17 protein-coding genes and 2 pseudogenes are annotated in these 25,213 nt (G+C 72.8%); 11 read left to right on the top strand and 8 right to left on the bottom strand.

Annotation, left to right across the window (positions count from 1 at the left end; all coding sequences use genetic code 11):
- The first annotated feature begins 4 nt into the window (after positions 1-4).
- The 6 genes from ACFWEE_RS07895 (at position 5) to ACFWEE_RS07870 (ending at position 9,632) form a co-directional block, all read left to right on the top strand.
- Positions 5-3,394 carry a right-handed parallel beta-helix repeat-containing protein gene (locus ACFWEE_RS07895; RefSeq protein ID WP_386887375.1) on the top strand — a complete coding sequence of 1,130 codons (3,390 nt, stop codon included), beginning with the start codon at positions 5-7 and terminating at the stop codon, positions 3,392-3,394.
- Between the two features lie 153 nt (positions 3,395-3,547).
- A complete protein-coding gene (locus tag ACFWEE_RS07890; protein ID WP_386887374.1) occupies positions 3,548-3,892 on the top strand; it encodes a hypothetical protein in 345 nt (114 codons plus the stop codon).
- Positions 3,893-4,118: 226 nt separating this feature from the next.
- Positions 4,119-4,409, top strand: coding sequence for a hypothetical protein (locus tag ACFWEE_RS07885; RefSeq protein ID WP_386887373.1), 291 nt, complete (start codon positions 4,119-4,121; stop codon positions 4,407-4,409).
- Positions 4,410-4,411: 2 nt separating this feature from the next.
- A complete protein-coding gene (locus ACFWEE_RS07880) occupies positions 4,412-4,966 on the top strand; it encodes a hypothetical protein (RefSeq protein ID WP_386887372.1) in 555 nt (184 codons plus the stop codon).
- A 199-nt stretch (positions 4,967-5,165) separates the two neighbouring features.
- Entirely contained in the window at positions 5,166-8,369 is a 3,204-nt protein-coding gene (locus ACFWEE_RS07875) for a hypothetical protein (protein ID WP_386887370.1), read from the top strand.
- 372 nt (positions 8,370-8,741) lie between these two features.
- Positions 8,742-9,632, top strand: coding sequence for an LPXTG cell wall anchor domain-containing protein (locus tag ACFWEE_RS07870; RefSeq protein ID WP_386887368.1), 891 nt, complete (start codon positions 8,742-8,744; stop codon positions 9,630-9,632).
- Between the two features lie 117 nt (positions 9,633-9,749).
- Here ACFWEE_RS07870 and ACFWEE_RS07865 read toward each other — a convergent pair.
- Together ACFWEE_RS07865 and ACFWEE_RS07860 are read right to left on the bottom strand one after the other, a co-directional pair.
- Positions 9,750-10,409, bottom strand: a pseudogene (locus ACFWEE_RS07865) (polysaccharide lyase family 7 protein); the annotation flags it as partial.
- Positions 10,410-11,585: 1,176 nt separating this feature from the next.
- Positions 11,586-11,966, bottom strand: a pseudogene (locus ACFWEE_RS07860) (cysteine/serine endopeptidase inhibitor); the annotation flags it as partial.
- Positions 11,967-12,502: 536 nt separating this feature from the next.
- Between ACFWEE_RS07860 and ACFWEE_RS07855 the strand changes: the two are divergent.
- The 4 genes from ACFWEE_RS07855 (at position 12,503) to ACFWEE_RS07840 (ending at position 16,384) form a co-directional block, all read left to right on the top strand.
- A complete protein-coding gene (locus ACFWEE_RS07855) occupies positions 12,503-13,807 on the top strand; it encodes a Shedu anti-phage system protein SduA domain-containing protein (protein ID WP_386887367.1) in 1,305 nt (434 codons plus the stop codon).
- 317 nt (positions 13,808-14,124) lie between these two features.
- A complete protein-coding gene (locus ACFWEE_RS07850) occupies positions 14,125-14,556 on the top strand; it encodes an RbsD/FucU domain-containing protein (protein WP_386887365.1) in 432 nt (143 codons plus the stop codon).
- 438 nt (positions 14,557-14,994) lie between these two features.
- Positions 14,995-15,357 carry a DUF4232 domain-containing protein gene (locus ACFWEE_RS07845; protein ID WP_386887436.1) on the top strand — a complete coding sequence of 121 codons (363 nt, stop codon included), beginning with the start codon at positions 14,995-14,997 and terminating at the stop codon, positions 15,355-15,357.
- A gap of 361 nt (positions 15,358-15,718) precedes the next feature.
- Positions 15,719-16,384, top strand: coding sequence for a M15 family metallopeptidase (locus ACFWEE_RS07840; protein ID WP_386887364.1), 666 nt, complete (start codon positions 15,719-15,721; stop codon positions 16,382-16,384).
- 148 nt (positions 16,385-16,532) lie between these two features.
- On the opposite strand, the gene ACFWEE_RS07835 is transcribed toward ACFWEE_RS07840, so the two are convergent.
- Together ACFWEE_RS07835 and ACFWEE_RS07830 are read right to left on the bottom strand one after the other, a co-directional pair.
- On the bottom strand, positions 16,533-17,822 hold the full coding sequence (locus tag ACFWEE_RS07835) for an SLC13 family permease (protein WP_386887363.1): 1,290 nt from the start codon (positions 17,820-17,822) through the stop codon (positions 16,533-16,535).
- Positions 17,823-17,839: 17 nt separating this feature from the next.
- Positions 17,840-19,024, bottom strand: coding sequence for a CaiB/BaiF CoA transferase family protein (locus ACFWEE_RS07830; protein WP_386887361.1), 1,185 nt, complete (start codon positions 19,022-19,024; stop codon positions 17,840-17,842).
- 131 nt (positions 19,025-19,155) lie between these two features.
- On the opposite strand from ACFWEE_RS07830, the gene ACFWEE_RS07825 reads away from it, so the two are divergent.
- The gene (locus ACFWEE_RS07825; protein WP_386887359.1) at positions 19,156-20,046 is read left to right on the top strand and encodes a LysR family transcriptional regulator; all 891 of its coding nucleotides are present in this window, start codon (positions 19,156-19,158) and stop codon (positions 20,044-20,046) included.
- Between the two features lie 57 nt (positions 20,047-20,103).
- Here ACFWEE_RS07825 and ACFWEE_RS07820 read toward each other — a convergent pair whose 3' ends face one another.
- From ACFWEE_RS07820 to ACFWEE_RS07805, 4 genes are all read right to left on the bottom strand, one after another.
- Positions 20,104-21,576, bottom strand: coding sequence for a glycerophosphodiester phosphodiesterase family protein (locus ACFWEE_RS07820; RefSeq protein WP_386887358.1), 1,473 nt, complete (start codon positions 21,574-21,576; stop codon positions 20,104-20,106).
- Positions 21,577-21,733: 157 nt separating this feature from the next.
- Positions 21,734-22,495, bottom strand: coding sequence for a DUF4232 domain-containing protein (locus ACFWEE_RS07815; protein WP_386887356.1), 762 nt, complete (start codon positions 22,493-22,495; stop codon positions 21,734-21,736).
- A gap of 636 nt (positions 22,496-23,131) precedes the next feature.
- Positions 23,132-24,094 (bottom strand): hypothetical protein, encoded by a 963-nt coding sequence (locus ACFWEE_RS07810; protein WP_386887355.1) that lies wholly within the window; start codon positions 24,092-24,094, stop codon positions 23,132-23,134.
- Positions 24,091-25,104, bottom strand: coding sequence for an SPFH domain-containing protein (locus ACFWEE_RS07805; protein WP_386887353.1), 1,014 nt, complete (start codon positions 25,102-25,104; stop codon positions 24,091-24,093). Before ACFWEE_RS07805 ends, ACFWEE_RS07810 begins: the two co-directional genes overlap by 4 nt.
- Between the last annotated feature and the right edge of the window lie 109 nt (positions 25,105-25,213).

Genomic DNA, 25,213 nt, shown 5'->3' with positions numbered 1-25,213 from the left:
CGACATGAGCCGGCAGATCCTGCTGGTCTCCCAGGACGGGACCGCCCCCTACCGCACGATCGGCGCGGCCCTGGCCGCGGCCACCGACGGCGCGCTGATCACCATCGCGGCGGGCACCTATCAGGAAACCCTCGTCGTGAACCGGGTCGTCACCCTCGCCGCCGGAGCCACCGGCGTGCGGATCGACGGAGGCGGCGCCGGTGCCGTGGTGATCGACGCCGAAGCGGCCCGGCTGTCCGGCCTCGTCCTGGAAGGCGGCAGCGAGCAGACCCCGGTCGTGGAGGTGCGCCGCGGCGAGGCCGCACTGGAGGAGTGCACGGTCTCCGGCAACGCGTGGGCGGGGATCCTCGTCTGGCACCGGGGCACCCTCATCGCCCGTTCCTGCCGGGTCACGGGCCCCGCCGGGGCCGGGATCGTGGTCACCTCGACCGGCGCCAACGTCATCGAGGGCACCCTGGTCGGCCGGACGCTCTCGTCCGCGATCGTGGTCGCCGAACGCGGCCGGCTGACGGTCCGTGACTGCCGGATCGACGAGGCCGGAGGCAACGGCGTCTGCGTCAACGGCCAGGCCCACGGCATCGTCGAGGACACCCGTATCACCGGCAGCGGCCAGCCGGCCGCGGTGGCCGAGCAGAACGGCCGCCTCGAACTCACCAGGGTCACCGTCTCCGGCAGCGCCGGTCTCGACGCCTATCTGACGAGCGGCGCCGAAACCACCCTGACCGACTGCTCCTTCACCGGTTCCGGCGGCGAGTCCGTGCTCGTCGCCGGAGGCGCGGCTCCCACCCTGCGCGGCTGCTCCCTGTCCGGCGCCGCCCGCGACGGGCTGCGGATCACCGAGAAGTCGAGCCCGCTCCTCGAAGACTGCGAGATCTCCGGGACGCCGGTCGGCGTGCTGGTGGACGCGGGCGGCAGGCCGGTGCTGCGCGGTCTGACGGTACGCGGAACGGATCGCGGCCTGCTGGCCGTCGACGGGGCCGTCGTCCGGGGCGAGCGGCTGACGGTGGCCGCGGGCTTTGCCGGCGTCCTCGCCAAGGGCGGGGCGGAGATCCACCTGCGCGACGCGGAGGTGTCGACGGAAGGCCGGGGCGCCGCCGTCGAGCTGGCCGAGGGCGCCACCGGCCGCCTCCACGAAGTTCGGGTGCGTGCCGCGGACGGTCCCGGCCTCGCGCTCACCGGGGCGTCGGCCGTCGTCGAGTCCTGCGTGGTGGCGGACTCCGGGATGTCCGTCGGAGCCGACGCGCACCTCGAACTGAAGGACACCGAGGCGGGCGGATCGGACACGGACGGCATCCGGGTGGCCGGCGGAGGCAGCCTCACCGCCGTGGGCTGCCGGATGCACGGGGCCCGCGGGCACGGGGTGCACCTCCAGTCGACCTCCCGCGCCGAGCTGGACCACTGCGTGGTGTTCGACAACGCGGGGGACGGCGTCCGCGTCAACACCGAGGAACCGGTACGCGTCCAGAGCTGCGAGATCCGGGACAACGGGGGGCAGGCGCTGCACCGGATGCGGTCCGACGCGCGGCTCACCGTCGTCGACCTGACCGGTACGGAGGACCTCACCGGCCCCGGGGACGTCCCCGGGGCCGGGGACGCGGACGGGGAACACACCGGGGAGCTCCCCGCGCGGGCACCGGGGGCGCGGGAGCAGGACGGCTCCGGTGCGCGGTCGCGCGCCCGGCACACCGGCACGGGGCCGCTGGCCGAGATGGACGCGCTGGTCGGGCTGGAGAGCGTCAAACAGGAGGTCACCGGGCTCATCAACCTGAACAAGATGACCCGCCGCCGCGAGGAGATGGGCCTGCCCATGCCTCCGATGAGCCGCCACCTGGTGTTCGCCGGGCCGCCCGGCACCGGCAAGACGACCGTCGCCCGGCTGTACGGAGCGGTCCTCGCGGAGCTCGGCATCCTCAGCAAGGGCCATATCGTGGAGGTCTCGCGCGCCGACCTGGTCGCGCAGATCATCGGCGGCACCGCCATCAAGACCACCGAGGTCGTCAACCGGGCGCTCGGCGGCGTGCTGTTCATCGACGAGGCGTACACCCTGACCAACCAGTCCCGGGGCACCGGCCCGGACTTCGGGCAGGAGGCCGTCGAGACCCTGATGAAACTGATGGAGGACCACCGGGACGAGATCGTCGTCATCGTCGCGGGCTACTCCGCGCAGATGGACCAGTTCCTGGCCTCCAACCCGGGCATGGCGTCCCGTTTCTCCCGGACGGTGGAGTTCCCCAACTACACGGTGGACGAACTGGTCACCATCGTCCGCGGGTTGTGCGGCAAGCACTACTACGAGCTGACGGACGACGCGCTGGCGGCGGTGGCCGGCTATTTCGAACGCACCCCGAAGGGACCGACCTTCGGCAACGGCCGGGTCGCCCGCCAGCTCTTCGAGACGATGATCAGCAAGCAGGCGTCGCGTCTGGCCATGTCTCCGCCGGGCAGGGACTCCGAGCTGAGCCGGCTCACCGGGGCGGACGTGGAGACCGTGCCCGAACCGGACCCGCCGGTCCGGGCGGAGGCCCCCGCCGAGTCCGCCGTACAGTCCCCGGCGGACTCGGCGCCGACGAGCACCGCGCCGACGAGCACCGCGCTCGCCAGGATCTCCGCCCTCGTCGGGCTCGACGAGGTGCGCCGGGCGCTGGAGTCCGGTCTCTCCGCGCTGGCCACCGCGCACCGGGCCGGCACGGTGACGGCCGGGGCGGCCAACCTGGTCCTCGCGGGAGTCGAGGGCAGCGGACGCGACGCCGTCGCGGTGCTCTACGCGAAGGCCCTCGCCGAACTCGGCGTCCTCCCCGCCGGTGCCGTGCACCGGGCCCAGCTCTCCGCCATGCCCGCCCGCTGGCCCGGCCAGGCGCAGGCGTACGTCGCGGGGCTCTTCGACGAGGCGGCCGGGGGACTGCTGCTGCTGGAGATCGACCAGCACTACGTCGAGCGGCCGGCCGAGGAGCGGACCGCCCTCGTCACGGCGCTCGCCGCCCGTATCCCGGACCGTCCCGGCACGGCCGTCGCGCTGTCCGCCGATCCGGAACTGCTCGGCGGTCTGCTGGCCGGGCCGGAAGGGCGCCGGCTCGCGGCTTGTTTCGCGGGACGGCTGGATTTCGCGCCGTATACGGCCGAGGAGCTGGCGCGGCTCGCGGTGCGGCGGCTGACGGCTCTCGGCTTCGACGTGGCGGACGAGGTCGGAGGCCTCCTGGCGGAGCGGTTCTCCCGGACTCCGCCCGCGGGCGGGGCGTTCGGTGCCCACCTGAGCGCCGAACAGGTGGCCGACGCCGCCGTGTCCCGGACGATCGGCCCCCCGGACGTCCCCGGTACGCCCGAGAGCCTGCCGCCGTCCTCGGAGACGGACGGGGCGGACGGGGCGGACGGGACGGTCGCGGTGGCTGTGGCGTAACCGGGCGTTCGCCTCCGGGTCACAGGGGCAGGGGGCGTGTCACACCGGGCAGCGCGGGGCGGTTGAGCTGTCACCACCTCAAAGGTGCGGGCAGGATAACCACCACGGAGCGAAAGCTCCATCAATCACACCAAATCGTGCGGAGGTTCCGTAATGGCCACAGGTTCCGGACTTGAGGCTTTCGACAGCGAGGGCATGCAGAAGTCGGGCCAGGTTCACCTGTCGACTCTGGAGAGCCACCGCGCGTCGTCCGACAGGATGCAGGCCCTGACGGCGGAGGCGGAGGCCGGCTGGACGGGAGAGGCCGGCGCCAACTTCGCCAACGCGATGACCGCCTGGCTGGCGAACTACAAGATCGTGGGCAGCGTGCTCGACCAGATGCACGAACGCATCGTGGCGAACCACTCGGCCCTGGCGAGCACGCACGAGGCGACCACCCAGGCCACCGCGCGCGTCGGAGCGACCATGGCGGAGCCCATCGGGCTCACCGGCTTCTGAAGCGTGTCCTGAAAGTCCCACCCGTCCGCCGGCGTCGGGCGCGTACCCCCGCCGCGCCGCCGGGGTCGCCCCGCCCCCTGTGGTACCGGGACGACCCTCCGCCCATGCGATCGCACACACCCGACGCCACCGGGCCCGCCCTCCGGGTGGACGGCGCCGCTTCCGGAACGCGCTTCGGGCACAGGCCGCACCTCACCACGCACTCACTCGAAAGTGGAGGAAAACCATGTCGACTTACATGATCAACTGGGCTGCCGTCAACGAGGTGCTCGACCAGCTGACGACCGTTCAGACGGAGATCGAGACCCTGAACGAGCAGTTCGCCTCGGGCAACACCGCTGCCCTCGCCGGCTGGGACAGCACCGTCAAGGAGCTGTTCGACGCCAACAAGGCCCAGTGGAACCAGGCCACCGCCAACATGGGGGCGCTGGCCCAGCAGGCCCAGAGCGCCGCGGCCTCCTGCCGTGACGACTACGTCTCCGCCGTCCAGTACGGCACCCAGCTCTGGAGCAAGTGACCATGCCGCCCGAACCGGATACGGCGGATCCCCAGGCGTGGGACCCGACGAGCGTGCACAGCCCGGCCACCGTCTCCGGGCCGGTGACCGGCGGTACGCCGGACCCGCCGCACGTACCCAGGAGCGGCGGGAGCTCGGGCCCGGAGGTCGTCGACACCGCGTCCCTGGACCTGTTCGCGAAGAACATCGAGCTCCTCGTACCGATGGTCGTCGCGGCGCGTGACCGCATCCAGGCGATGGCCACGGTGCAGCCGGGCGCCTTCTTCGACGCCTACCAGCTACGGACCGCGACCTCGGGGGCCAACGGTGGCGAGGGCCTGCAGGGGCGCTACTACAAGGTCTTGTACGACCTGGCAGAGGGCCTCGCGGACATCGCCGACGGCGCGAAGCTGATGAGCAAGAAGTACGCCTCCACCGAGGAACTCAACAAGATGAAGACGAAAGAGCTCAACGAGCTCTTCTCCGACGCGTCGTCCGACTTCACGCAGCTGGCGAGCGACAGCGGGCTCACCGTCAACCAGCCCGCCACGACGAAGACCCCGACCACCACCACGTAGATCCGTCGGGCGGGCGGTCACCACCCCTGAACAACAGCGATCCACCGGAAGTCCGGGTCGTGGAACGCACGGCCGTCGGCTCCGCCGGACACCCCGGGGAGCCGGCGGCCGTGCGCGCTCCGCGGACCCGGCGTCCGGCACCCAGCAACCGTCGAAGCGGCGTCCCGGCGGTCGAGGCTTCGGACGAGAGCGCAGGCACATGCCCGACGACTACAACACCTCCGGATTCCAGCAGGACGACAGCGGGATCTACGGCGACACCAAGAACCAGGGCTCCAGGTCCGACTACGACAGCTGGGACTGGAAGCAGATCATGGCCGCCGTCACCGGTGGCTCGAACATGACCCCCGGCGCCGGCGGGGAAGCCCGGGCGTCCTCGGTGTCCAACCCGCAGACCCTGATGACGGCGGCCAACGAGTTCCAGTACGTGCAGGAGGTCATGGAGATGGTCGGCAAGAGCCTTGCCGACCAGGCCAAGGCGCTGGCGGGCGGGAAGGGCGCGCCGTGGCAGGGCGCCGCGGCGGACGCCTTCGCGGACACCATGACGACCTTCTCCAGGGAAGTCCTCGCCAACGCCGCCGCCCTCGGCGGTGGTTCCACCGGCACCCCGGTGGGCCCGAGCCTCGTCCACGGCGCCAACTCCCTCGCTTTCGCCCAGGCCCAGATCCACGCCATCGACACCTGGTACGCCAACGAAGCGATCAAGGTGGGCGTCGTCCCCATGGCGAACGGCCTCATCCCGGTCAGCCAGCGTCCGGACATCGTCGAGATGATGACCAACGACATGCGGTCCGTGCTGAAGTCCCTCGCGAACAACTACTCGACCGTCACGCAGTCCCTGAACAACGTGAAGCCCAAAGCCGTCACACCGGCCACCAGCGACCCGGCGAGCACGGGCGACGGCAAGAACGACGACCAGGACCTCGACCAGTACAAGGGCGGCGGCCAGAACGGCATCAAGTCGCCCGACCTGAACACCGGCACCGGCGGCGGTTCCGGGGGAGGCACCGGAGGAGGCGTCAACTCTCCTGAACTCTCGACCCTCGGCGGCGGTAGCGGCGGCACCGCGAGCCCGTACACGGGCGGCACCGCGAGCCCGTACACGGGCGGCACCGCCTCCCCGGACCCGGCCACCGGTTCGGGCGGCGGGATCACCGCGCCCGACCTGGCGACGCTGGGGACCGGAGACGGTACGGGCACGGGCGGTACGGCGAATCCGTACACCGGAGGCGTGGCCGCCCCGGACCTGGCCACGGGCGGGAGCGGAACCGGTTCGCCCGACCTGGCGACGCCGGGCACCGGGGACGGCACGGGCACCGGGGGCAGCGCGGACCCGTACACGGGCGGCACCGGACTGCCCGAGCCGGGTGCCGGCTCCACCGTCGACCCCTACACCGGAACGTCGAACCCCGGAGCGTTGAACCCCGCCCTGGACGGCGTACTCAATCCGTCGACCGGCACGGCGGGTACCGGCACCCCGGCCGCCTTCCCCCTCGGCGGGCTGGGCGGCATACCCTCGGCGTCCACCGGCACCCCGGGCTCCTCCGGCTCCGGCCAGAACCTGAGCGAGCTGCCGAACGCCTGGACGGGCGGTTCCACGACACCGGACCTGCCCGGAGTCACACCCGCGGGCCTCCCGGACACGGGCACGGGAGCGGCCGGACTGCCGGACGGCCTCGCTCCCTCCGCGATGCCCGTATCCGGCCTCGTCTCCGCGCCCGGCCTGTCGGCCGACGGCGCGGGGGCGTCCGGTATGCCGATGATGCCGATGTCCCCGGGTGCGGCGGCGGGTGCGGCCGGGGCGGGTTCGGGTGCGGAGCGTCCGGACGCGGCGGGTCTGCTGGGCGGCGAGGGCGTGGTGCCGTGGGCGTCGCCGGGCGGGCTGGACGATGTCGCGCCGGTGGCGGGTGCTGCCGCGGGTGGTGCGGAGTTGGGCGGTGTTCCTGCGGCGTTCGAGGGTGTCCCGGCGGCGGGTGTGCCGTTGGCCGGTTCCGAGGCGGCTGGTCTGCCGGGGGACGGGGTGGGGGCGTCCGGTATGCCGATGATGCCGATGTCCCCGGGTGCGGCGGCGGGTGCGGCCGGGGCGGGTTCGGGTGCGGAGCGTCCGGACGCGGCGGGTCTGCTGGGCGGCGAGGGCGTGGTGCCGTGGACGGAGGAAGGTGTTCCGGGGACGGCGGGCGAACTCCCCGCCGCCGGTGCGCCGTCCGGCGGCGCGGGCCTGACCGGGCCCGGTGTCGCCGCGCCCACGGCGGAGGGCCCGTCCACCGCGGCCGAAACCGGCACCCCCCTGATGCCGATGATGCCCGGCGCGCCCATCGCGGGCGCGGGGACGAGGGGCACCACGGAAGGCGAACGGCCGGACAGTGCAGGGCTGTTGGGCGGCCCGGGCGCCTCGTGGCTGCCCCACCCCCCGGAGCACACCGGCGAGGTGGCCTCCGGGGGCGCGGCGACCGGCGGTGCCGTCCTGCACGGGCTGACGGAGCAGGGCACCCCCGCGCCCCCTGCGGCGACGGCCGACGACGTCACCTCGGCCGGAGCGCCCGCCCCGGCCCCGGGGGCTCCCGCGCCTGCGGCCGGCGCGGACGGTGGCCCCGGGGAAGGGGGCGCGGCAGGCGGCACGCCCCTGATCCCCGGGGTTCCCCTGGGCGTCCCGGGGGCGGCGGGCGGACCCGGCGCGCCCTCCGCCGCGCCGGGTCCGGGACGCGGCGGCCAAGGCCGACCGGCCCCCGCCGGAACCGCGGCGGCGGAGGCCGGCGGCGCCGGAGAGGAGTCCGCGGCGCCCGCCCCCCTGCCGGGCGACCTCCTGGCGGTCACCCCCTTGCCGGAGGACCTCCTGAGCACCGCCCCCCTGCCGGGCGACCTCCTGGCACCCGCCCCGCCGCCGGAGGACCGGATCGCCGTCGTCGTACCCGAAGGGGACACCGACGACGTCTCGGCCTGGGACGTGGCCGCCGCAGGCTTCAGCCCGCTGCTGCTCGCGCTCGCGGGCCGGGGAGCGGCGGCGGACAGCGGCGACGACGTCGGCACCTCCCGTTACACCGTCGCCGATCCGGCGGTGTGGGACGCCGGGGGGAGCGCCGCACAGCTGGCCGAGCACACGGTCGCACCCGCCCCGGACGCTCCGGCGACCGGGTACGAGGGTCCGGAACTCACCACGTGGCGGCCCGCCCAGAGGCCCGCCCCCGCCGCGGGGACCGTCCCGTTCGCGGGGGCGGGGGAACCGCCGCGGTCCGGGGACGGCGGCGATCCGGGGGACCGGCCCGCCGAATCCGACAAGGGCCCCGAGGGGTCCGCCGAGGACCCGGAGGAGGAGAACGAGGAGTCGGGCGCCGTCCAACTGCTGCGCCAGGACGCCTCCACCTGGGGGACCCGCCCCCAGGTCATCCCGGACTCCCTCGGCTGACGAGGAGGAGACCCGGGACCCGGGTGGTGTCCGGCGGATCATGGCGGGGTCGCGACGCCCGGCCGGACACCACCCGTGCCCGGCTCCCAGCCCCCGTGGGGCGACCGGACCGTCCCGGGGCCGGCCACCCGGCCAGGGGCCCGGCGGCTCGGAGTCATCGCGGGGGCAGGGTCCCCGGACGGAGGGGCAGAGATCGGGCGGGAACGGTTTCCGGACGGTGCGGCGGATGTGGAATGGCCACGCACGCGGACGACGGCCACGCGGTTCACTGTGCGGGTTCACCTCCCGAGGCGTCACCCTCGGCGCTCGCAGGAACGACCGGCCGGTCCGTGGATGCCGAGTTCCCACTTCTCCGATGTACAGGAGCATCAGGTGCCTTCGCACTTCCTCAGACGTTCCCGCAGCGCAGCCGCCGTTCTCGGCCTGGCAGTCGCCCTGCCCCTGTGCGGCGCCGGGTCCGCACACGCGCACGACGCGCACTCCTGCGACCGTATCGGCGTCGAATACACCTCGGACCGTGGACAGCACTGGTTCAGCAGCGGTGTCATCGCGGGGGACGCCCCTGCGACCCGGGTCGACGTACGCCTCAAGGGCGAGCCGGCGGCGGGATGCCAGTACGTGCTCTCGCTCGCCTCGTACAGCACCGAGGGCCCGAACTGGGCGTCCTCGGGCACCCAGACGTTCCTCGGCCGGGACAGCGTGGTCCTCACCAAGGACCTGGCGCAGACGGTTCTGGACGTCTCCGCCTTCACCCCCGAGTGCTTCGGGCAGATCGACCTCTACAGCGGCGACCGCGCGTACGACGGCACGGACGCGCCGGTGCCGCACTACCCGGACTCGCAGATAGGTTCCCACCTCATCGCGCACTGGAACGGAGGCGCCGCCTGCACCCCCGCACCCCCCGTCACGCCGACCCCGGACGCTCCGACGACGCCGCCCGCGGCCACCCCCACGCCCGGCCCGACGACCCCCGTCGCCGACACCCCGTCGCCGAGCTCGACGCCCACGACCACCACCCCGGCCCCCGCCCCGAGTGAGACCCCCGCCGAGAGCACCCCGACGCCTGCCGCGTCCACGACGCCCCCGGCGGCGGCCACTCCGGACGAGCCCCCCACCGACTCGACGGTCCCCGGCACCCTGGCGAGCACCGGCAGCGACAGCACCACCACCCTCGTCACCACCCTCGCGGCGACCGTCCTCGTGGCCGTGGGCGTGGGTCTGTACGTGTTCACCCGTCGCCGTCGCCAGGGACTCGTCGACTGACTCTCCCGTCGTGAATCCGTTCCGTTCCGCCGACGGCGCGCGCGGAACGGACCGAGGGCCCGACGCCTGGAACCCCTGTGGGTGGCGTCGGGCCCTCGGGCCTTTCGTGGCGGTCGGTCAGCCGTGCGAGACGTCCAGCGCGTAGAACGCGACCTTGGCGCCCTCCGTGCTGCTGCCGGACGCCGACTGGTTGTAGGCCCCCGCCTTGAAGTACTGCCGGTAGGACGTGAAGGAGTCGGCGACGGGGTAGTGGGTGGTGCTTCCGTCGACCGTGAGATCGATGGTGTCGCCGCCCGAGATGCCGATGGTGTAGCTCCACTTCTCGCCGACCGCCACATGCCCCACCGTGTGGGTGGTCTGGCCGCCCGAGGGGGAGTTCTCGGTGCCCAGGACGATGTCGCCGTTGGCGTGGTAGTACAGCTCCAGCAGCGGCTTGGTGGAGGAGCCCCCCTCACCGAGGTGGATCTGCCCCACGCACACGTTGGACGTCACCGACACGACGCGCAGGGTCGCGCTCATCCGGTGAGTGCCTTCGAGCGACCAGTCGGCACTGCCCCCGTCCGCATTCATCTCCCGCAACTCAGACCGGGGCGACTTGGAGTTGGGCGTGGTGACGCCCTTCTCCGGCGACCAGAAGGTCATGGCGCCGTCGTCGGCGGTGAAGAAGTACGCGTCCTGGTAACCGTTCTGGAGCTGCGACGACGAGATGGTGGTCGGAGATCCGGGGGAGCCCACCGGTTCCTGGAGCTGCCAGATCGACAAGTCGATGCCGCCCCCGGTGCCGCCGCGGGCGCCGGCCTCCGGGGCGGCGTTGGTGCCGCCCTCGTCGAGTCGGCTGTCGCTGTCCGGGAGTTGAGCCGTGGCGGACGCGGAGGAGGAGGGCGTCGGCGTGCCGCCGACCGTCCCCCGGCCGGTGACCGCCTGCGCGCCGGGGCTGGTGGTGGTGACGGTTTCGAACGTCTTCAGGAACTGGTGGTCGCTCTGCTCGGTGCCGCTGCACGCATCGGAGAGCGTCCCGGCTTCGGGACAGGCCTGGTCACGGCCCACCGCCCAGAACGCCAGCTGCCCGATGCCCTTCTCCACGGCGAAGGCCGCCAGCCGCTCGGCGTCGTCCGTGGTGAACACCTCACCAGGCGTGTCATTCACCCCGATCATCGGTGTGTTGCCCTCCATCGCCCACAGTTCCTCGGACGACTTCGACGGCCAGATGCCGCCGAGCTGGCCGTGCAGTGCCGTGGCGGCGTCGATGGCGGTCTGCCCCATGTCGTCCACCGCGGACCCGTAGTCCATCGTCATGATGTTGACGAGCGACACCCGCAGTCCCGCGCTCTCGGCGTCCTGCAGCATGGCGACACCGTCCGCCTCCAGGCCCTGCAGCCCCGAAGGCAGCGTGAACTGGACGTCCAGCGGGTGACCCGCGGCCTCGGACTGCTTCTGCAACGCGGCCAGTGCCTGGTTACGGCGGTGGTTCGCGGCGCTGTCGGCCAGCGCGGCGCCTTCGATGTCGAAGTCGAGCCGCGACAGGTCGAGCGCGTCCACGACCGTGCGGTACTGCTCCTGCAGAGCCGTCACGGAGTCGCACGCCTGACCGAGCTCGGTCCCCGACGCCCCGCCGAAGGACGCGATCACGTCCCCGCCCGCACCACGCAGCCTCTGCACGGCCGACAGCCAGCCCGCGTCCGTGACCGGTGTGTTCCCGTTGAAGGTGGCCCGGCAGCCCCCACCGTCCAGCACGAAGGCGAGCGTGGCGTGCCGGAGACCCGCCTGCCGCGCCCTGTCCAGGTCGGAGGGCGATCCCCACGTCTCCACGTACGGGGCCGCGTACCGGGAGGGCCACCCCGCCCCGCCGGACGCCGGCGCGGGGCTCGCTTCCGGTCCGCCGGACGGGGACGGGAGCGCGATGGCCTCACCGCCGTCGGTGACGAACTTCCAGGAGATGCCTTTGACGAGGCCCTTCTCCAGCGGAGCCAGCTTCTCGAACGCGGTCTGGCTGAGGTCGAGATGGCCGGCGTCGCAGGAGGGGCACATGTCCTTGACCGGCACCGTGATCGTCTTGCCGTCGTAGGTCACCTCGACGTCCACGCCGTCGCAGAGCCGGTCCTCGTTGGGATTGGCGGACGTCCACCACGCGTGGGACACGGCGACGAGATCCTCGGTCGCGGCGTCGACCTGACTCCCGCACGCCCCGTACCCGCTGTCGTTGTAGTACGTCATCTGCCCGGAGACGGTCCGAGTACTGAGCGGATCGTCGGCCAGCGCCAACGACACGCTTCCCAAGGCGACCGTCACCAGGGCGACAGCACCGCCCGCGATGATCCGATTCCGGATGGACACGCAATCTCCTGGTCAGTCCGATGGGGTGCGGATCGGCCTTCGGCCGAGCGCGCGGGCCGCCCCGGTACACCCCTGGTCCGGGCAGCACCGGGCCCGAACGGTCCGAGAAGGCTGCCGCGTCGACCGATCATCAAAGACGCGTCCAGGTATGACAGCGGTCCGCCGGGCCGTCTGCCCGGCCAGCCACTCACTCCGCCTCTTCGGCCACTCGCAGGCGGCGCCACCGGAGCCGGTGCGCGGCCGGCCGGGGGCCGTCGCCCCCCATCCGAGGCTGCCCGTCTTGTGAGGCGGCATCAGGCGGCGTGAGGCGGTGGCGTGAGGCGGCATCATGCCGCGAGGCGGCGCGCGCCGCGTGGACACACTGCGCGGTGGCGGACTACGAGGGCGGGGCAGCGAGCACTCCCGCACGATCTGCGGGCTGAAGGCGTGGAAGGCGGCGGACGCGGCTCCGGCGTTGGCCGCCGTTCCCGTGTTGGCCGACGCGCGCTTTCGCAGCTCGGACGGGACTGTCGTACCCCTGGCCCATACTCTCCCGCATGGCAGTCCGAAGTGACATGACGCTGGAATGGCAGCTGCGCGAGGTAGAGAAGGAGACCGGCGACGAGACGGTGCGTTCGTCGCTCACCGCCGTCTTCACCTATCTGCACAGCCTCGGCAGTGGCAGACGGCGGCAGGGCAAGGAGCTCGTGCGTCTCCTTGAGGCGGCCCGGGGATCGGCCGCGGACGCGGGGGAGTGGCAGGTCGTACGGCTCCTGCAGGACTCGCTGGACTACGCGGAGGGCCGGATCCTCAGGAGCGATTTCGAGGAGCGGTACCGCCTTTTCCAGGACGGGGCACGCAAGGAAAGATCCCGTGATTTCGTCGCGAGCTCTCTGCGCGGGATGCACGAATGGCTCGTCGCGGAGTGCGAGGCGTTTCTGAGGGATCACCCCGGTGCCGGTGCGGAGGAAGTGGTGGAGCACTTCCGGGCCCAGGGCCGTGACAGCGTCTTTCTGCGCGCTCCGGAGGACCGGCCCGGCCGTTACGTCATTCCGCGCGGGACGTCCGAGACGGCGCTGTGGCTGGAGCGGCTGCTGCGCAGCGATCGGATCGAGGTGGGGGACCCCGCCGAGGCCGTGCGGAAGATCGTCGGCTCACCCGGGGCCCTCGCCCTGCTCGCGGCCGATCATGAGGGGCAGCTCGTCCTGAGGGCGGCCGAACTGCGGCGCCGGTCGGCGGGGCTCGACGCGTTGCGTGCCGTCGTGGAGGACCCGCAGGCGCGAGAGAACGATCTCCAGCGGGCGCTGGAGGGGCAGCACTGGATTTTCGGTGGACGGTTCGTCGGCGAGGCAGCCCACCGTCGGCTGGTGCCGGGCGACGAGGTGGACATCCCGCTGATACGGGGCGACGGAGCGCTGCACATCGTCGAGCTGAAGCGGGCCATGAGCCTCAGGGGACCCTTGGTCAAGGAGCACCGCAACGCCTGGGTGCCCGCGGCAGCGGTCCATGAGGCCGTCGGACAGGCCATCAACTACCTCACGGGGCTGGACGAACACCGCGACCGCATCCGCGAGGAGTTCGGCATCGAGGTCCGACGGGCCAGTGCGCTGGTCCTGGTCGGACACCCCGGCCTGCACCCCGGCATACCGGAGCCGGAGATCAACGAGGCGCTGCGGACGTTCAACGCGCATCTCGCGCGCGTGGAGGTGCTCACCTACAAGGAACTGCTGGACAACGCGGAACGCTCCCTGGCCGGTGAACTCGTGTCGCGCGGCGGAGCACAGGCCCGGTCCGGGTGGGGGCGCGCGCCGTTCGCCGGGGAGACCGCAGAAGGCTCCCTCCGCGCGGAACGTCTCCCGTAGCTCGCCCCTGGCTTGCTGACTGATCATTGATGGGATGGGTTTCACATCCATGCATGGAAGGTGCGATGACTTGCTGTCTGAAACCGTCGAATCGATGGCATGTTGCGCATGGGTTGGACAAATGATCTCCCATCGTCTTACATACATCCCATCTCTGGCGGTGGTTTCACCCGGCTGCGGATCCCGAGAAACCTCTTCCGCCCGCTCCGGGACAAGCGCGAGGACACACCCATGACGCTCCGAACCGCTTGGCCCGCCGCCAGGCCCGTGTCCGACCCGTGTCGGCGCACGCCTGTCCCTGCTTCGGAGGAATTCTCGTGCTCCTGACCGATCTGCTGCACCCCGGCATGCTGGAAGCCCTGGCCGGAGCCGGACACGGTGCCAGCGTGCTGTTGACCGACGGGCATTACCCCGCGAGCACGGCCGTCGGACCGCGCGCCCGGGTCGTCCACCTCAACGTCGCCCCCGGCCTGCTCGACGTCCCTTCCGTGCTGGACGTCCTGCTCCGTGCCGTCCCCGTCGAATCGGCCCAGGTGATGGTGCCGCCGGAGGGCGAGCCGGAGCCTGTGGCCATCGCCGACTACCGTGCCCGGCTCGGCACGGTGCCGGTGGAGTCGCTCGACCGGTTCGCCTTCTACGACGCGGCCCGCTCCCCGGATCTGGCCCTGGCGATCGTCACCGCCGACACCCGTACGTACGCCAACCTGCTGCTGACCATCGGCGTCCGCGCCGACACGGCCCCTCACTGATCCGGTCCGGCCGTCCAGCTCTTGCGTGGGCGGACCAGGGCCCGCCGGGTCCGGTCCGCTCCAGGACGCAGGCGTCGAACGCGTGGCGCCGGAGGTCACTGTGTCAGTTCTGGGACATGGACCGCGAGGGGAAGCGGGCAGGAATGGCGTCGACCATGGCTCTGACGGGGAACAGCCGCAGGCCAACGAACGACGGGCTGTCCCGTAACCGCCGGCTGCCGAACGGCGACGACGCCGCGCGTCGCGCAAGGCTCCGGGCGACGTAGTCGCCGTCGCGCAGCCGCCACGGGTGCCGGGCCGGCCCCAGGGCAAGGAGCGTGTCCGTATGCGTATCGACCAGAGGATCACCGTCGTACTCGCCGCCACCGTGCTGGCGGGCGCGGCCGGTGCGGTGGCCGTGCTCCCTCGGCCTGCCGGCCGGCCAATCACACGGCGAAGATCACCCGGGCGGACAACACCGCCGGGCACAGCCACTACCGCGTCACACTGACCGCGCCGCGTGGATACGAGCCCTGCGAGCTGGCGGGTTCGCCCACCGGAGCGCGGTTCCTGAACCACGGCGCGGACAGCGGGATCACCGCCGGCCGCTACGGCGACCAGGAGACCGCGGTCACCTTCGGCCCGGGGCACCCGGTGCACTTCGACATCCAGGTTCCGAGCGGCGGCCGGGGCGCGCCCGTCGACGAGGCCGCGTTCACGCTCCAGGCTCCGGGCGGCGAGATCCCCGGCACCTCCTTCGCCGAGGGGACGTTCACGGTGGCCGACGGCACCCTCGTCGGCCCGGTCCAGCAGGGCGCCTGACCCCTTTCCGTACTCCGGTGGCGTTCCGACGGCGTTCCGCCGCGGGGCGCCACCGGCCGTCGGGTGCCGGACCCTCCGCCCCGGGGTGACGTGCGTACGCGCACGGTCGGGCCGACCGGACACCCGCGCCGACCGGCCCCGTCGGCCAGGCGCCGCCAGGGCCGCGGGGCGGCCGGACACCGCCAGGGCCACCAGGGCGCGCGCAATCCAACGGACAATGCCTGCCCCCTCGTTGTGGAAGTTTCCAGGAGCGCGTGGGCGCGGCCTACGTAGCGCGTCGAACGCAATGACGTTCGCGCGGCGTTCCGCCCACGGTCCACGGAGTTGACCGAGGCGGGACACGGCACGAGATGATCACCGTATGAACGAGATCGTCCTCATGTCCGACCCCGCCGTGGCCGCCGTACCCGTCGCGGAGTGCGGGGAACCCCTCGTGGACGTCCGCGTGGACGGCCGGTTGCTGGTCGACACCCGCAAGCAGGATCCGGCGGACGCCTTCGCGCACCTACGGATGGGCGTGCTGGAGCGGCTGGTGGAGGCCCAGGCGCTGCTGCTCCCGCAAGGCCTGCGCCTGCTGTTCGTCGAGGGCTACCGGCCCCCCGCGCTCCAGCGCGCGTACTTCGAGGAGTACGCCGACCAGCTGCGGGCCGCGAACCCCGACTGGACCGCCGGGCGGATCCAAGCGGCGGCCAGCCGGTACGTGTCCCCGCCCGGCATCGCCCCGCACAGCGCCGGCGCCGCCGTCGACCTCACCCTGGCGGACGGCGAGGGCCGCGAGCTGGACCTGGGCACCCGGATGAACGCGGACCCCGAGGAGAGCGACGGCGCCTGCTACACCCACGCCGCCAACATCGGCGCGGAGGCCCGCGCCAACCGGGAGCTCCTGGGCTCCGTGCTCACCTCCGCGGGGCTGGTGAACTACGCCACCGAGTGGTGGCACTGGTCCTTCGGCGACCGTTACTGGGCTCTGATGACGGGTGAGGCCGCGGCGCTCTACGGGCCAAAGGAACTGGCCGGGCCGGTCTGACGGCACCCTCCCGCGGCCCGAGCGCTGGAGCCCCCGGGCGAACGCCGGGAGCCCGCCGCGCCCCCACCACCGACCCGGTCGTCGGTGGTGGGGGCGCGGCGGGACGTGCCCGAGGGCCTCGACGCGGCTGCGTCAGGGCGTTACCCCGTCACCACCATCCGAAGGCGAAGCACGCCAGCGCGGGGCCGACGACCACGGACACCAGCCCGCACCGCAGCAGTTGGCGGAAGAGCGGCGTACGGTCCTCGGGCCGCGCGGCACCGAGGATCAGGCCGCCGGTGATGCCCAGCGGGTTGATGTCGACCAGGATCGAGGCGAGCGCGACCGCGAGGACGGCGCCGACCGGCGAAGCGCCCTCGGCGACCACGGCGGGGACCAGCGGGATCGTGGTCGCGAAGACCGCGATGGAACTCGCGGCGAAGGACGTGACACCGGCGATGTAGCAGAGCACGAGCAGGCTCAGCATCGGGGAGCCGTCCACCCGCAGCAGATCGCTGATCCGGGTGAAGGCGCCCAGGTCCTGCATCAGACCGACATAGGTGAGCAGTCCACCGATGAGCAGCACGATGTTCCACGGGATCCGGGAGATGATCTCGTTCGGCTCCAGCCGGAGCGCCAGCTGCTGGACGACCGCGGCGGTGAGCCCCAGGTAGCCGATGTTGATGTCGAAGCCGACCGACAGCACCACCACGGCGAGCAGGCACCCGAGCGTGAGGTAGCGGCCCCAGGCCGGCTGCGGGGTGCGCCCGGTGCCTCCGTCGCCGGCGGACTCCCCGGCGGCGGGCCCCCCGGTGTCCGGTTCGCCGACCGGCGTGAGCCGGCCGCGCGGCATGGTGCCCGTGCGGAACCCGGCCACGAGACAGACGGCGCAGATGACGAGGCCCGCCAGCAGCCCGCCCAGGAAGAAGCTGACCGGCGCGGTACCGGGCAGGTCGAGCCCCATCTTGTCGCCCAGCCGGTTGGCGCTGGTGCCGAACACGGCCAGGGGTGAGAGGAGTCCGCTGATGATGCCGGTGATGCCGAGGACGGCGGCTGTGAACGGGGGTATCCCGTACCGCGCGGCGAGCCCCAGAGCGATGGGCGCGACGATGGCGGTGGCGGCGGCCGGGAGGGTGCCGACCGCCGTCAGCACGGCTCCGATCAGGAACGGCACCAGGGCGACCAGCAGCGCCCGCCCGCCGACCAGCCGGAGCACGCCGTCGAGGAGCCAGTCGAGCGTGCCGTTGATCTGGGCGACGGCGAACAGCGCCGTGATCCCGACCAGCAGGACGAAGAAGTCGCCGGGGAAGAACGCCGTCACCTCGTCCGCGGTGCGGTCGGCGGCGAGACCGACGAGGAAGGCGGCCGGCAGGGCCGCGAGCCCGATGTTGAACCTCGGGACGAGCGTCGCCAGGAAGAGGGCGACGAGAACGACGATGGAAACGTCGGCCATGGACATCTGCGAGTCCCCCTGGATCAGATGACGCCGCGGACGGCGAGGTCGTCGATGGCGGCGGCCCCCAGGCCGAGTTCGCCCAGCACCGCACGGGTGTGCTCGCCCAGATGCGGCGCGCTGCGGTCCACGGTCTGGCCGAATCCGGAGAACCGTCCGGCGGAGCCCTGCACGAGGCGGGTGCGCCCGTCGTGCTCGTCGGTCACCTCGACCACCGATCCGCGCGCCCGCACGTGGGGGTCGGCACAGATGTCGGCGGCGGAGTTCACCGGCCCGCAGGCTACGCCCGCCTCCTCCAGCAGCTTGCTCAGGGGGGCCAGGTCGTGGTCGGCCACCCACGCGGCCACCCGGCCCTCGATCTCCGCGCGGTGCTCGATCCGGGCCGACATCGTCTCGTACACCGCGAGGTCCGGCGCGTCCATCGCGACGACCAGCCGGCGCCACATCTGCTCCGTCGACGCGGGCAGGGCCAGCCAGCGCCCGTCGCGGGTCCGGTACAGGTTGTTGGGACTGATGTGCGGATTCTCGTTGCCCTGGCGTTCACGGACCTCACCGGTCGCGCCGTAGTCGACGATGAAGTCCTCCATCATCCGCAGCAGCGGTTCGTACAGACCGATGTCGGCCAGCTGCGGCTCGCCCGTCAGGTCCCGCTGGCGCAGCGCGAGCATCGCCGCGAAAGCCGCGTAGATCCCGGTGACGCCGTCGGCGACCGGATAACCCGCGAACACCGGCGGACCGTCGGGGAACCCCGTGCGGTGGGTCAGCCCGGCGAAGGCCTCCGCGACACGGGCGAAGCCGGGGCGCTCCGCGTACGGACCGGTGCGCCCGAACGCGGACACGTGCACCATGACGAGGTCGGGCCGGTGGACGACGAGGTCGTCGAAGTCGATGGAGAACCGGCGCAGGGTCGCCGGCCGGAAGTTGGTCACCACCACGTCGGCCGTCGCGGCGAGCCGTCCGACGAGAGCGGCGGCCTCCGGATGGTGCAGGTCGATCGTCACGCTGGACTTGTTGCGGCCGACGACCGCCCAGCCCGCGGAGACTCCGTCGTCGTCGAGCGGCGGATAGCCGCGCGCGGGGTCACCGGTGCCGGGCTGTTCGACCTTGATCACCTCGGCGCCGAACTCGGCGAGGAGGGAGGAGGCCAGGGGGCCGGCGAGGACGGTCGAGATGTCCAGGACACGCACGCCATTGAGGGGTCCGGGCACGGAAAATCCTTTCACGAGCAATCAGCACGTCACGACGGTGCGTGACCCGCGTCACGATGTCGTGGTGCGAACGCTGCGGGAAGATGCCGTCCCCTGGATGGGGTGAAAGCCAATGGCAATACCCTGGGTTGATGCGAGTCGAACGCGCCCGGTACTTCCTCGCCGCGCTGCGCACCGGGTCCCTCCGGTCGGCGGCGGCGGCCTGCGGTGTCAGCCAGCCCACCATCGGACAGCAACTCACCGTGCTGGAAGAGGAGTTGGATGTCGTCCTGCTGACCCGGAGTTCGGGTGGCGTGCGCGCGACACCGGCCGGTGAGGCGCTGATCGGTCCGTTCACCCGCCTCGTGGCGGCCGAGGACGCGGTGCGCGAGGCGGCGCTGGCCTCCAACGGGACCTATCAGGGCCGGGTTTCCATCGGCGGCGGTTCGGTGACCGTCGAGACGATCGTCGCCCCGGTCGTCGGGCGGCTGCTCGCGGACCACCCCGGACTGCGCTTCTCCGTACGCGAAGGCCCCTCGGGCGACATCGAGAGCGCGGTGCTCAGCGGCGACCTGGACCTCGGCGTGGTCACCACGCCCGACGAACCCGCGCCCGGCGGACTCGTCCGCCGCAGGCTGATGTCGGCGCCGCTCGGCGTCCACACCCTGCCCGACCACCCGCTGGCCCGGCGCCGCGAGGTCACCTGGGCGGACCTGGAACACTGGCCGGTCGTCACCATGAGACCCGGCACCGTCCTGCACCAGCGGCTGCGCAAACACCTTCCGAAGGCCCAAGTGATGGTCGAGGCGATGTCGGCGCGCACGGTGCAGACCATGGTCACCCGGGGCGCGGGGATAGGCCTCCTCGCCCGCTTCGACACCCGGCAGCCGGTGGGCGGCCTGACCTGGCTGCCGCTCGCCGACGCCGAGCCAGTCCAGGTCAGCCTGGTGCAGCGCGCCGACAGCCAGCCGTCCCGCTCCTCCATCGTCGTACGGCGTCTGATCACCGCCCGCGCCGACGAACTGTCGGGACGCCCGGCCTGAGGGGCCCCGAGCCGTACCCCCGGCCGGAGCCCGTGGCGGGCCCCGGCCGGGGGCACGTCAGCGCCGGACCGGGGAGAGCTGGACGTAGTCGAGGTTCCAGTTCTGGTACGCGTCGGCGGGGAGGCTGACCCGCAGGACGTGGTGCCCGGCGGTGAGCCGCTGCTCGACCCCGCTGGGCTGAAGGACCTCCTTGTTGTGGCTGGTGGTGTTGCGCACGGCGACCCGTGCGCTCATAGGGCCGCCGTCGAAGGAGACGGTGTACGTACCCGCCGGGGAGTACGGCGAGGACACCCGCGCCGCCAGCGCGTACGTCCCGGTGCGCGGAACGTCCACGCCGTACGTCAGCCACTCGCCACCGCGCATCCAGCTGACCCGCACATCGCCGTCGGCGTCGCTGACGTCGACGCCCTCGCCGGGCCGCATGCCCAGCCCGCCCGCGTTCGCGTTGTCGTTGTCGTGGTAGCCGGTGCCCTCACCGGGAAGGAAGTCCTCCGCCTGCACGCGTACGTCTCCGCGCGGCAGCGGGTCGCCCTCTCCCGTACGCAGCCAGGACTCGACCTTCGCCACGTCGTCCGTCTGGAAGACCGAAGTGTGGAAGCCGCGCACCAGCGCCTCCCATCCGCGCAGCGGGTCGGTCAGCGAGGCCTCGTCGGTTATGTGGTCGGACAGGCCGTTCCACATGGTGTTGCTCCAGACCCGGCTGTGCTTCGCCAGGGCGTCGAGGAACGGCCCGCGGGCCACGGCGTCCTGGGCGCTGTCGAAGTTGACCTCGTACGCCACCGGCTGGTCGTCGCCGAACCGGCCGACGTCGCCCAGATTCGCATCGGTGATCATGTGCATGTAGACGGCGTCCGGATGGGCCGCGCGGAAGTCCTGGACCTCGGACACCGGGGCGTCGCTCTTGAAGAGACCGTTGCGGACCGTGCCGGTACGGGTGAGGACGTCCCAGACCACCTCCCGGCTCGACCAGCCCTTGTCCAGGTTGACCAGCCCGCGGTCCTTGGCGAGGAGCATCGCCTCCTCCAGCGTCGGCACCCGCTCGTCGGTGACGGCCGCCTGCGCGCCGCCCAACCCCTCCTTGAGGCGCAGCTGTTCGAGCTGATCGAGTGTCAGGTCGGCCACCGCGCCGACCCCGTTGGTGGTGCGGTCGACCGTGGTGTCGTGCATCAGCACGGGCACCTTGTCCTTGGTCAACTGGATGTCGGTCTCGACGAGTTCGGCACCGCGGCCGAAGGCGGCCCGGAAGGCCGGCAGCGAGTTCTCGGGGGCGTCGCGCCACTGGCCCCGGTGCGCGGCGGTGAGGATCTTCGCGCCGGACCCGTGGTCCAGCAGATCGCGGTACGCGCGCGTCGCCGCGTTCCCGCCGGAGCTGCCGGGACCTCCGAAGGCGTACGCCGAGGAGTTCCCGCCCCGGTGGGCGGCGGGCACGGCGTCGCCCGGCAGGCGGTCGGCGGCGAGCGCGGCACCGGTCGCGACCAGTACGAGGGAGACGGCGAGGGCGGCGGAGCGGTTCACGAGCGATCTCTTCATGACGCGGACAGTAGGAAGGCCGCGAACAGAACCGGCGGACACCGTCTGACCCGTTGATGTCCGAAGGCTGAACGGTACGCGAGGCCTCGTCGGCGAGTTCCACCCAGGTGGAGCGGCGGTCGGAGGCGGGTGCGTGCTGCGGGGCGCCCTGCCGGTGTCAGCCGCCCGCCACCGCGGTCGTCGTGAACCGGTCGCCGCAGACGAGGGGTTCAGTGGTCCGCAGGGTGAGCGCCCGGGTGGACCCCGGCGGGTACACCTTGAGGTAGTCGGGACGGGTCCAGCACGGAGCGTCGGAGATCCCCCGGTTGTTGGTGTGCAGGGTGACCTCGGCCGTCCTGCCGGGGCCGAGTGCCGTACTCGTACCGGCCGTTCCCTCGTGCGTGGCGGGCACGCCGACCGCGCTGCCGTCGCGCCGGATCAGCGAGACACCGGGGTAACCCTTCAGCACGCACGTCTCCTTGGCCGTGTTGGTGAACGTGAGCCGGTAGTAGACCTGACCCGCTCCGGCGTCCGCGGGAGCCAGGCTCATGGTCAGCGTCTCGGCGGCGCACCGCTGAGCGGCACTCGCTCCACCGGCTCCGGCAGAGGCGGAAGGTTCGGCGGGCTCGGACGGCCCGGACGGCCCGGACGGAACGGGGTCGGCGGCCGGTGCCGAGGGGCTGTCCGCCGCGGGTCCGCCCGTGGTGCCGGGCGCTTCGGGTGTGGCCGCTCCGGACGGCACCGAGTGGCTCGCGCCGACCGGATCGGTCGACGTGGAGTCTCCGGAACCGCAGCCGGCCGCCGCGAGCGTGAGCGAAGCGGCCAGGACGGGGACGACGCCGAACCTGCGGAACCCGCCGGAACGCGGCGCACGCGCGCGGGGCCCCGGGGCCGGCGAGCGGAGGGCGGACGCTGTGGTGGTACGCGGAAGAGAGTCCATGTCTCCCGCCTGCTCGGTCCTGCGCCGTCCGAACCTCTTCGTCGCCGAACAGGTCCGGAATCGGGACCGGAACGGGAAGGAACGACGGAAACGCACGTCCCCCGTACGAGGAAGTACGTCCGGTCCGGTATGGGCTCCGGCGGGTCCGGTGGAGGGCTCCGGCGGCTCCGAATCGCGCCGCGCCCCCGGCCCTGGGACCATGGAGCGGTCGGAACAGCAGCTTCCCGACGGTCCCGATTCCTGCTGGAGGTGACCATGTCCTCGAAGCGTCGACGGAAGAAGAAGGCCCGTCGCAAGCATCCCGCCAACCACGGCAAGAAGCCTCAGACCTGACGACCCGTCCTGCGCCTCTCCCACGTCCCCCGCGCCCCGCCCTGCTCGTGCGGGACGCACGCACCACCCACCACGGACGTGGGACCGCCTCTTGACGTGCCTGACCTGCCACGACCCGGGTTCGGCCCCGCCGCACGACGCGACGGGGCCGAACCCGTCGGCGGGCGCGACGCGCCGGTGGGACGCGTCAGGCACGATCCGGGTCCCGCTCCGCCGGGAAGTCGCGATCCGGGTCCCGCTCCGCCGGGAAGTATCGACGGCATGCTGCTCCACCAGACTCCGAGGAGGCCCCCACCGCCGCCCTCATCCGACCAGCCGCAGCGAGGCCGGGGAGATGCCGAGCCGTACCGCCTGGCCCCAGGCCAACTCCAGCGCGTCGGACTCCATCCCGTCGCCGAACACCACCATCCGGTCCGACTCCACCGTCAGCCGCAGCCCCTGGCCGCGGCCCAACTCCCCGGCGACCAGCGACGTTCCCGTGACCGGCGACGGCCACGCCTCCCGGACGAACCAGAGCAGCCGGGGATCCGTGGGCGCGGGCAGCCGCAGGGCACTGCCGCGCTCCTGCCAGAGGGAGCGGAGCCAGCCCGTGGCGCCCGTGCCCGTGCCGACCAGCACGCCCGAGGAAGCCTGCGCCTCACCCGCACCGGAGGGGGTGTCCCCGGCACCGGAAGCGGCACCGGCACCGGCACCGGAAGGATCGGCGGCCCCGGTGTCCGGGCCGATCCGGTAGCGGGCGGTCTGGTGGCCCGGGGGGCCCAGGTAGATCTCGTTGAGGGCCACCAGCCGTTCGCCGTCGTCCGCCACCGCCTCCACCATCGTCAGCTCGTCCGCCCGGCCGCCGGCCCCGGGGGCGGTCGCCGCGCGGAGCAGGGCTCCGGTGTCCCGTACGCGGTGACGCACGAGGACGCCGGGATTGCGTCCGGGCTCGGTGTCGATACCGATCACCGGCTGACCGGCGAGGTACTTCGCCGCGTTGGCCACCAGCCCGTCCTGGCCGACCACGATCACCACGTCCTCCGGCCCGAAGAGGAAGCGGTCCAGGTCGGCCCGCTCCACCCGGGAGCGCCGCCAGGTGAGCGGCACGGCGGACGCCACGTCGGCGAGCGCCCGCCGCGTCCGGTGGTGGCGGGCCGCCACCTCGTCCAGGGAGCGCCCGCGGGTGGAGAGGAAGAACGCCGCCTGGCCGTGCGTACCGTGCCGGGCGAGCAGTTCCTCGTACTCCGTGGTCCGGTGCACGAGGACGGCACGGGGGGCGAGGCTCACGCCGGGGTCCCGCCGCCGGGGCGGCCGAGACGGGCGAGGAGTCCGGTCAGCAGGTCGGGGGAGAGGGTGAGGCTGTCGATGCGCGGCAGGTTCTCGGCCAGCCTGGTCGCCGCGAGGGCGTGCAGGGTGGCCGCGTCGACCTCGGCGTGGACGCGCAGCCAGGCCGCCTGCGCGTCGGCCCGGGCCGCGCCCGTCTCCCGTACGGCCTCCGCCTCGGCCTTGGCCAGCCGCACCGCGCGGGACGCCTCGGCGCGGGCCCGGACGTCGTCCGCCGCCGCCCTCTCCTCGGCCTCCCGGCGGGCGTTGGTGCCGCGCTGGTCGACCAGGTGCTCCTCGCGGCGGGCGAGTTCGATCTGGCTGGCGAGCTCGTTCTCGGCGATGGCGCGTTCCCGCTCGACCGCCACCGCGCGGCGCTCGTAGGTGGCCCGGTCGGCCTCCTGCTGGATCTGTTCGCGGGCGGGGGTGCGCAGGGCGCGTTCCACCTCCGCCTCGGGGCGGATGGCCACGACCCGGGTCGCCACCACGTCGAGACCCGTCGCGGGCAGCCGGGGCTCGGTGGCGAGACCGGCCGAGACGCGCTCGCGCACCAGGGTCACCCCGTCGACGAGGGCGGTGGCGAGCGGGGTGCGGGCCAGCGCGTCCAGGGTGTGCTGCTGCGCGGTCTCGGTCAGGAGGGTCGCGATCTGGTCGAGCGGGGAGCCGCGCCACACCCCGGTGTCCGGGTCCACCGAGAAGTCCAGGCGGGCCGCCGCCAGCGCGGGGTCGCTGACCCGGTAGGTGACGGTGGCTTGCACGGTGACGTCCTGGAAGTCGGCGGTGCGGGCGTGGAACGCCATCGCCAGCTCCCGGTCGTCCACCGGCACCTCGGAGAGCGCGGCGCTCAGCGAGCGGTACCAGAAGCTCAGCCCGGGGCCGTCGTGGGTGAGCGTGCCGCGCTTGTGGTGGCGGATGTGGGCGGTCGGCGCGGAGCGCAGATGACGCCAGCCGAAGCGCCGGGTGATGTCGGCCATGAGAACGACCCCTTCCGTTTCTCGTCAGGGTGACGACAACGGAGACGATAGGGGTCGGCGGGGATATCGTCAAGAGGACGAAAAGCGGGGAAGGGGGATTGCCGGGGTG

Origin of the sequence: Streptomyces sp. NPDC060184 (assembly GCF_042728795.1) — a bacterium.
Taxonomy (GTDB): Bacteria; Actinomycetota; Actinomycetes; order Streptomycetales; family Streptomycetaceae; genus Streptomyces.
The sequence above is the reverse complement of the archived record's forward strand: the minus strand, read 5'-3'. Positions and strand labels throughout refer to the sequence as shown.

Coding starts and splice junctions, on each gene's coding strand:
- ACFWEE_RS07895 (WP_386887375.1), top strand. CDS start 5: ATGAGCCGGCAGATCCTGCTGGTCTCCCAGGACGGGACCGCCCCCTAC.
- ACFWEE_RS07890 (WP_386887374.1), top strand. CDS start 3,548: ATGGCCACAGGTTCCGGACTTGAGGCTTTCGACAGCGAGGGCATGCAG.
- ACFWEE_RS07885 (WP_386887373.1), top strand. CDS start 4,119: ATGTCGACTTACATGATCAACTGGGCTGCCGTCAACGAGGTGCTCGAC.
- ACFWEE_RS07880 (WP_386887372.1), top strand. CDS start 4,412: ATGCCGCCCGAACCGGATACGGCGGATCCCCAGGCGTGGGACCCGACG.
- ACFWEE_RS07875 (WP_386887370.1), top strand. CDS start 5,166: ATGCCCGACGACTACAACACCTCCGGATTCCAGCAGGACGACAGCGGG.
- ACFWEE_RS07855 (WP_386887367.1), top strand. CDS start 12,503: ATGGCAGTCCGAAGTGACATGACGCTGGAATGGCAGCTGCGCGAGGTA.
- ACFWEE_RS07840 (WP_386887364.1), top strand. CDS start 15,719: ATGAACGAGATCGTCCTCATGTCCGACCCCGCCGTGGCCGCCGTACCC.
- ACFWEE_RS07835 (WP_386887363.1), bottom strand. CDS start 17,822: ATGTCCATGGCCGACGTTTCCATCGTCGTTCTCGTCGCCCTCTTCCTG.
- ACFWEE_RS07825 (WP_386887359.1), top strand. CDS start 19,156: ATGCGAGTCGAACGCGCCCGGTACTTCCTCGCCGCGCTGCGCACCGGG.
- ACFWEE_RS07820 (WP_386887358.1), bottom strand. CDS start 21,576: ATGAAGAGATCGCTCGTGAACCGCTCCGCCGCCCTCGCCGTCTCCCTC.
- ACFWEE_RS07815 (WP_386887356.1), bottom strand. CDS start 22,495: ATGGACTCTCTTCCGCGTACCACCACAGCGTCCGCCCTCCGCTCGCCG.
- ACFWEE_RS07805 (WP_386887353.1), bottom strand. CDS start 25,104: ATGGCCGACATCACCCGGCGCTTCGGCTGGCGTCATCTGCGCTCCGCG.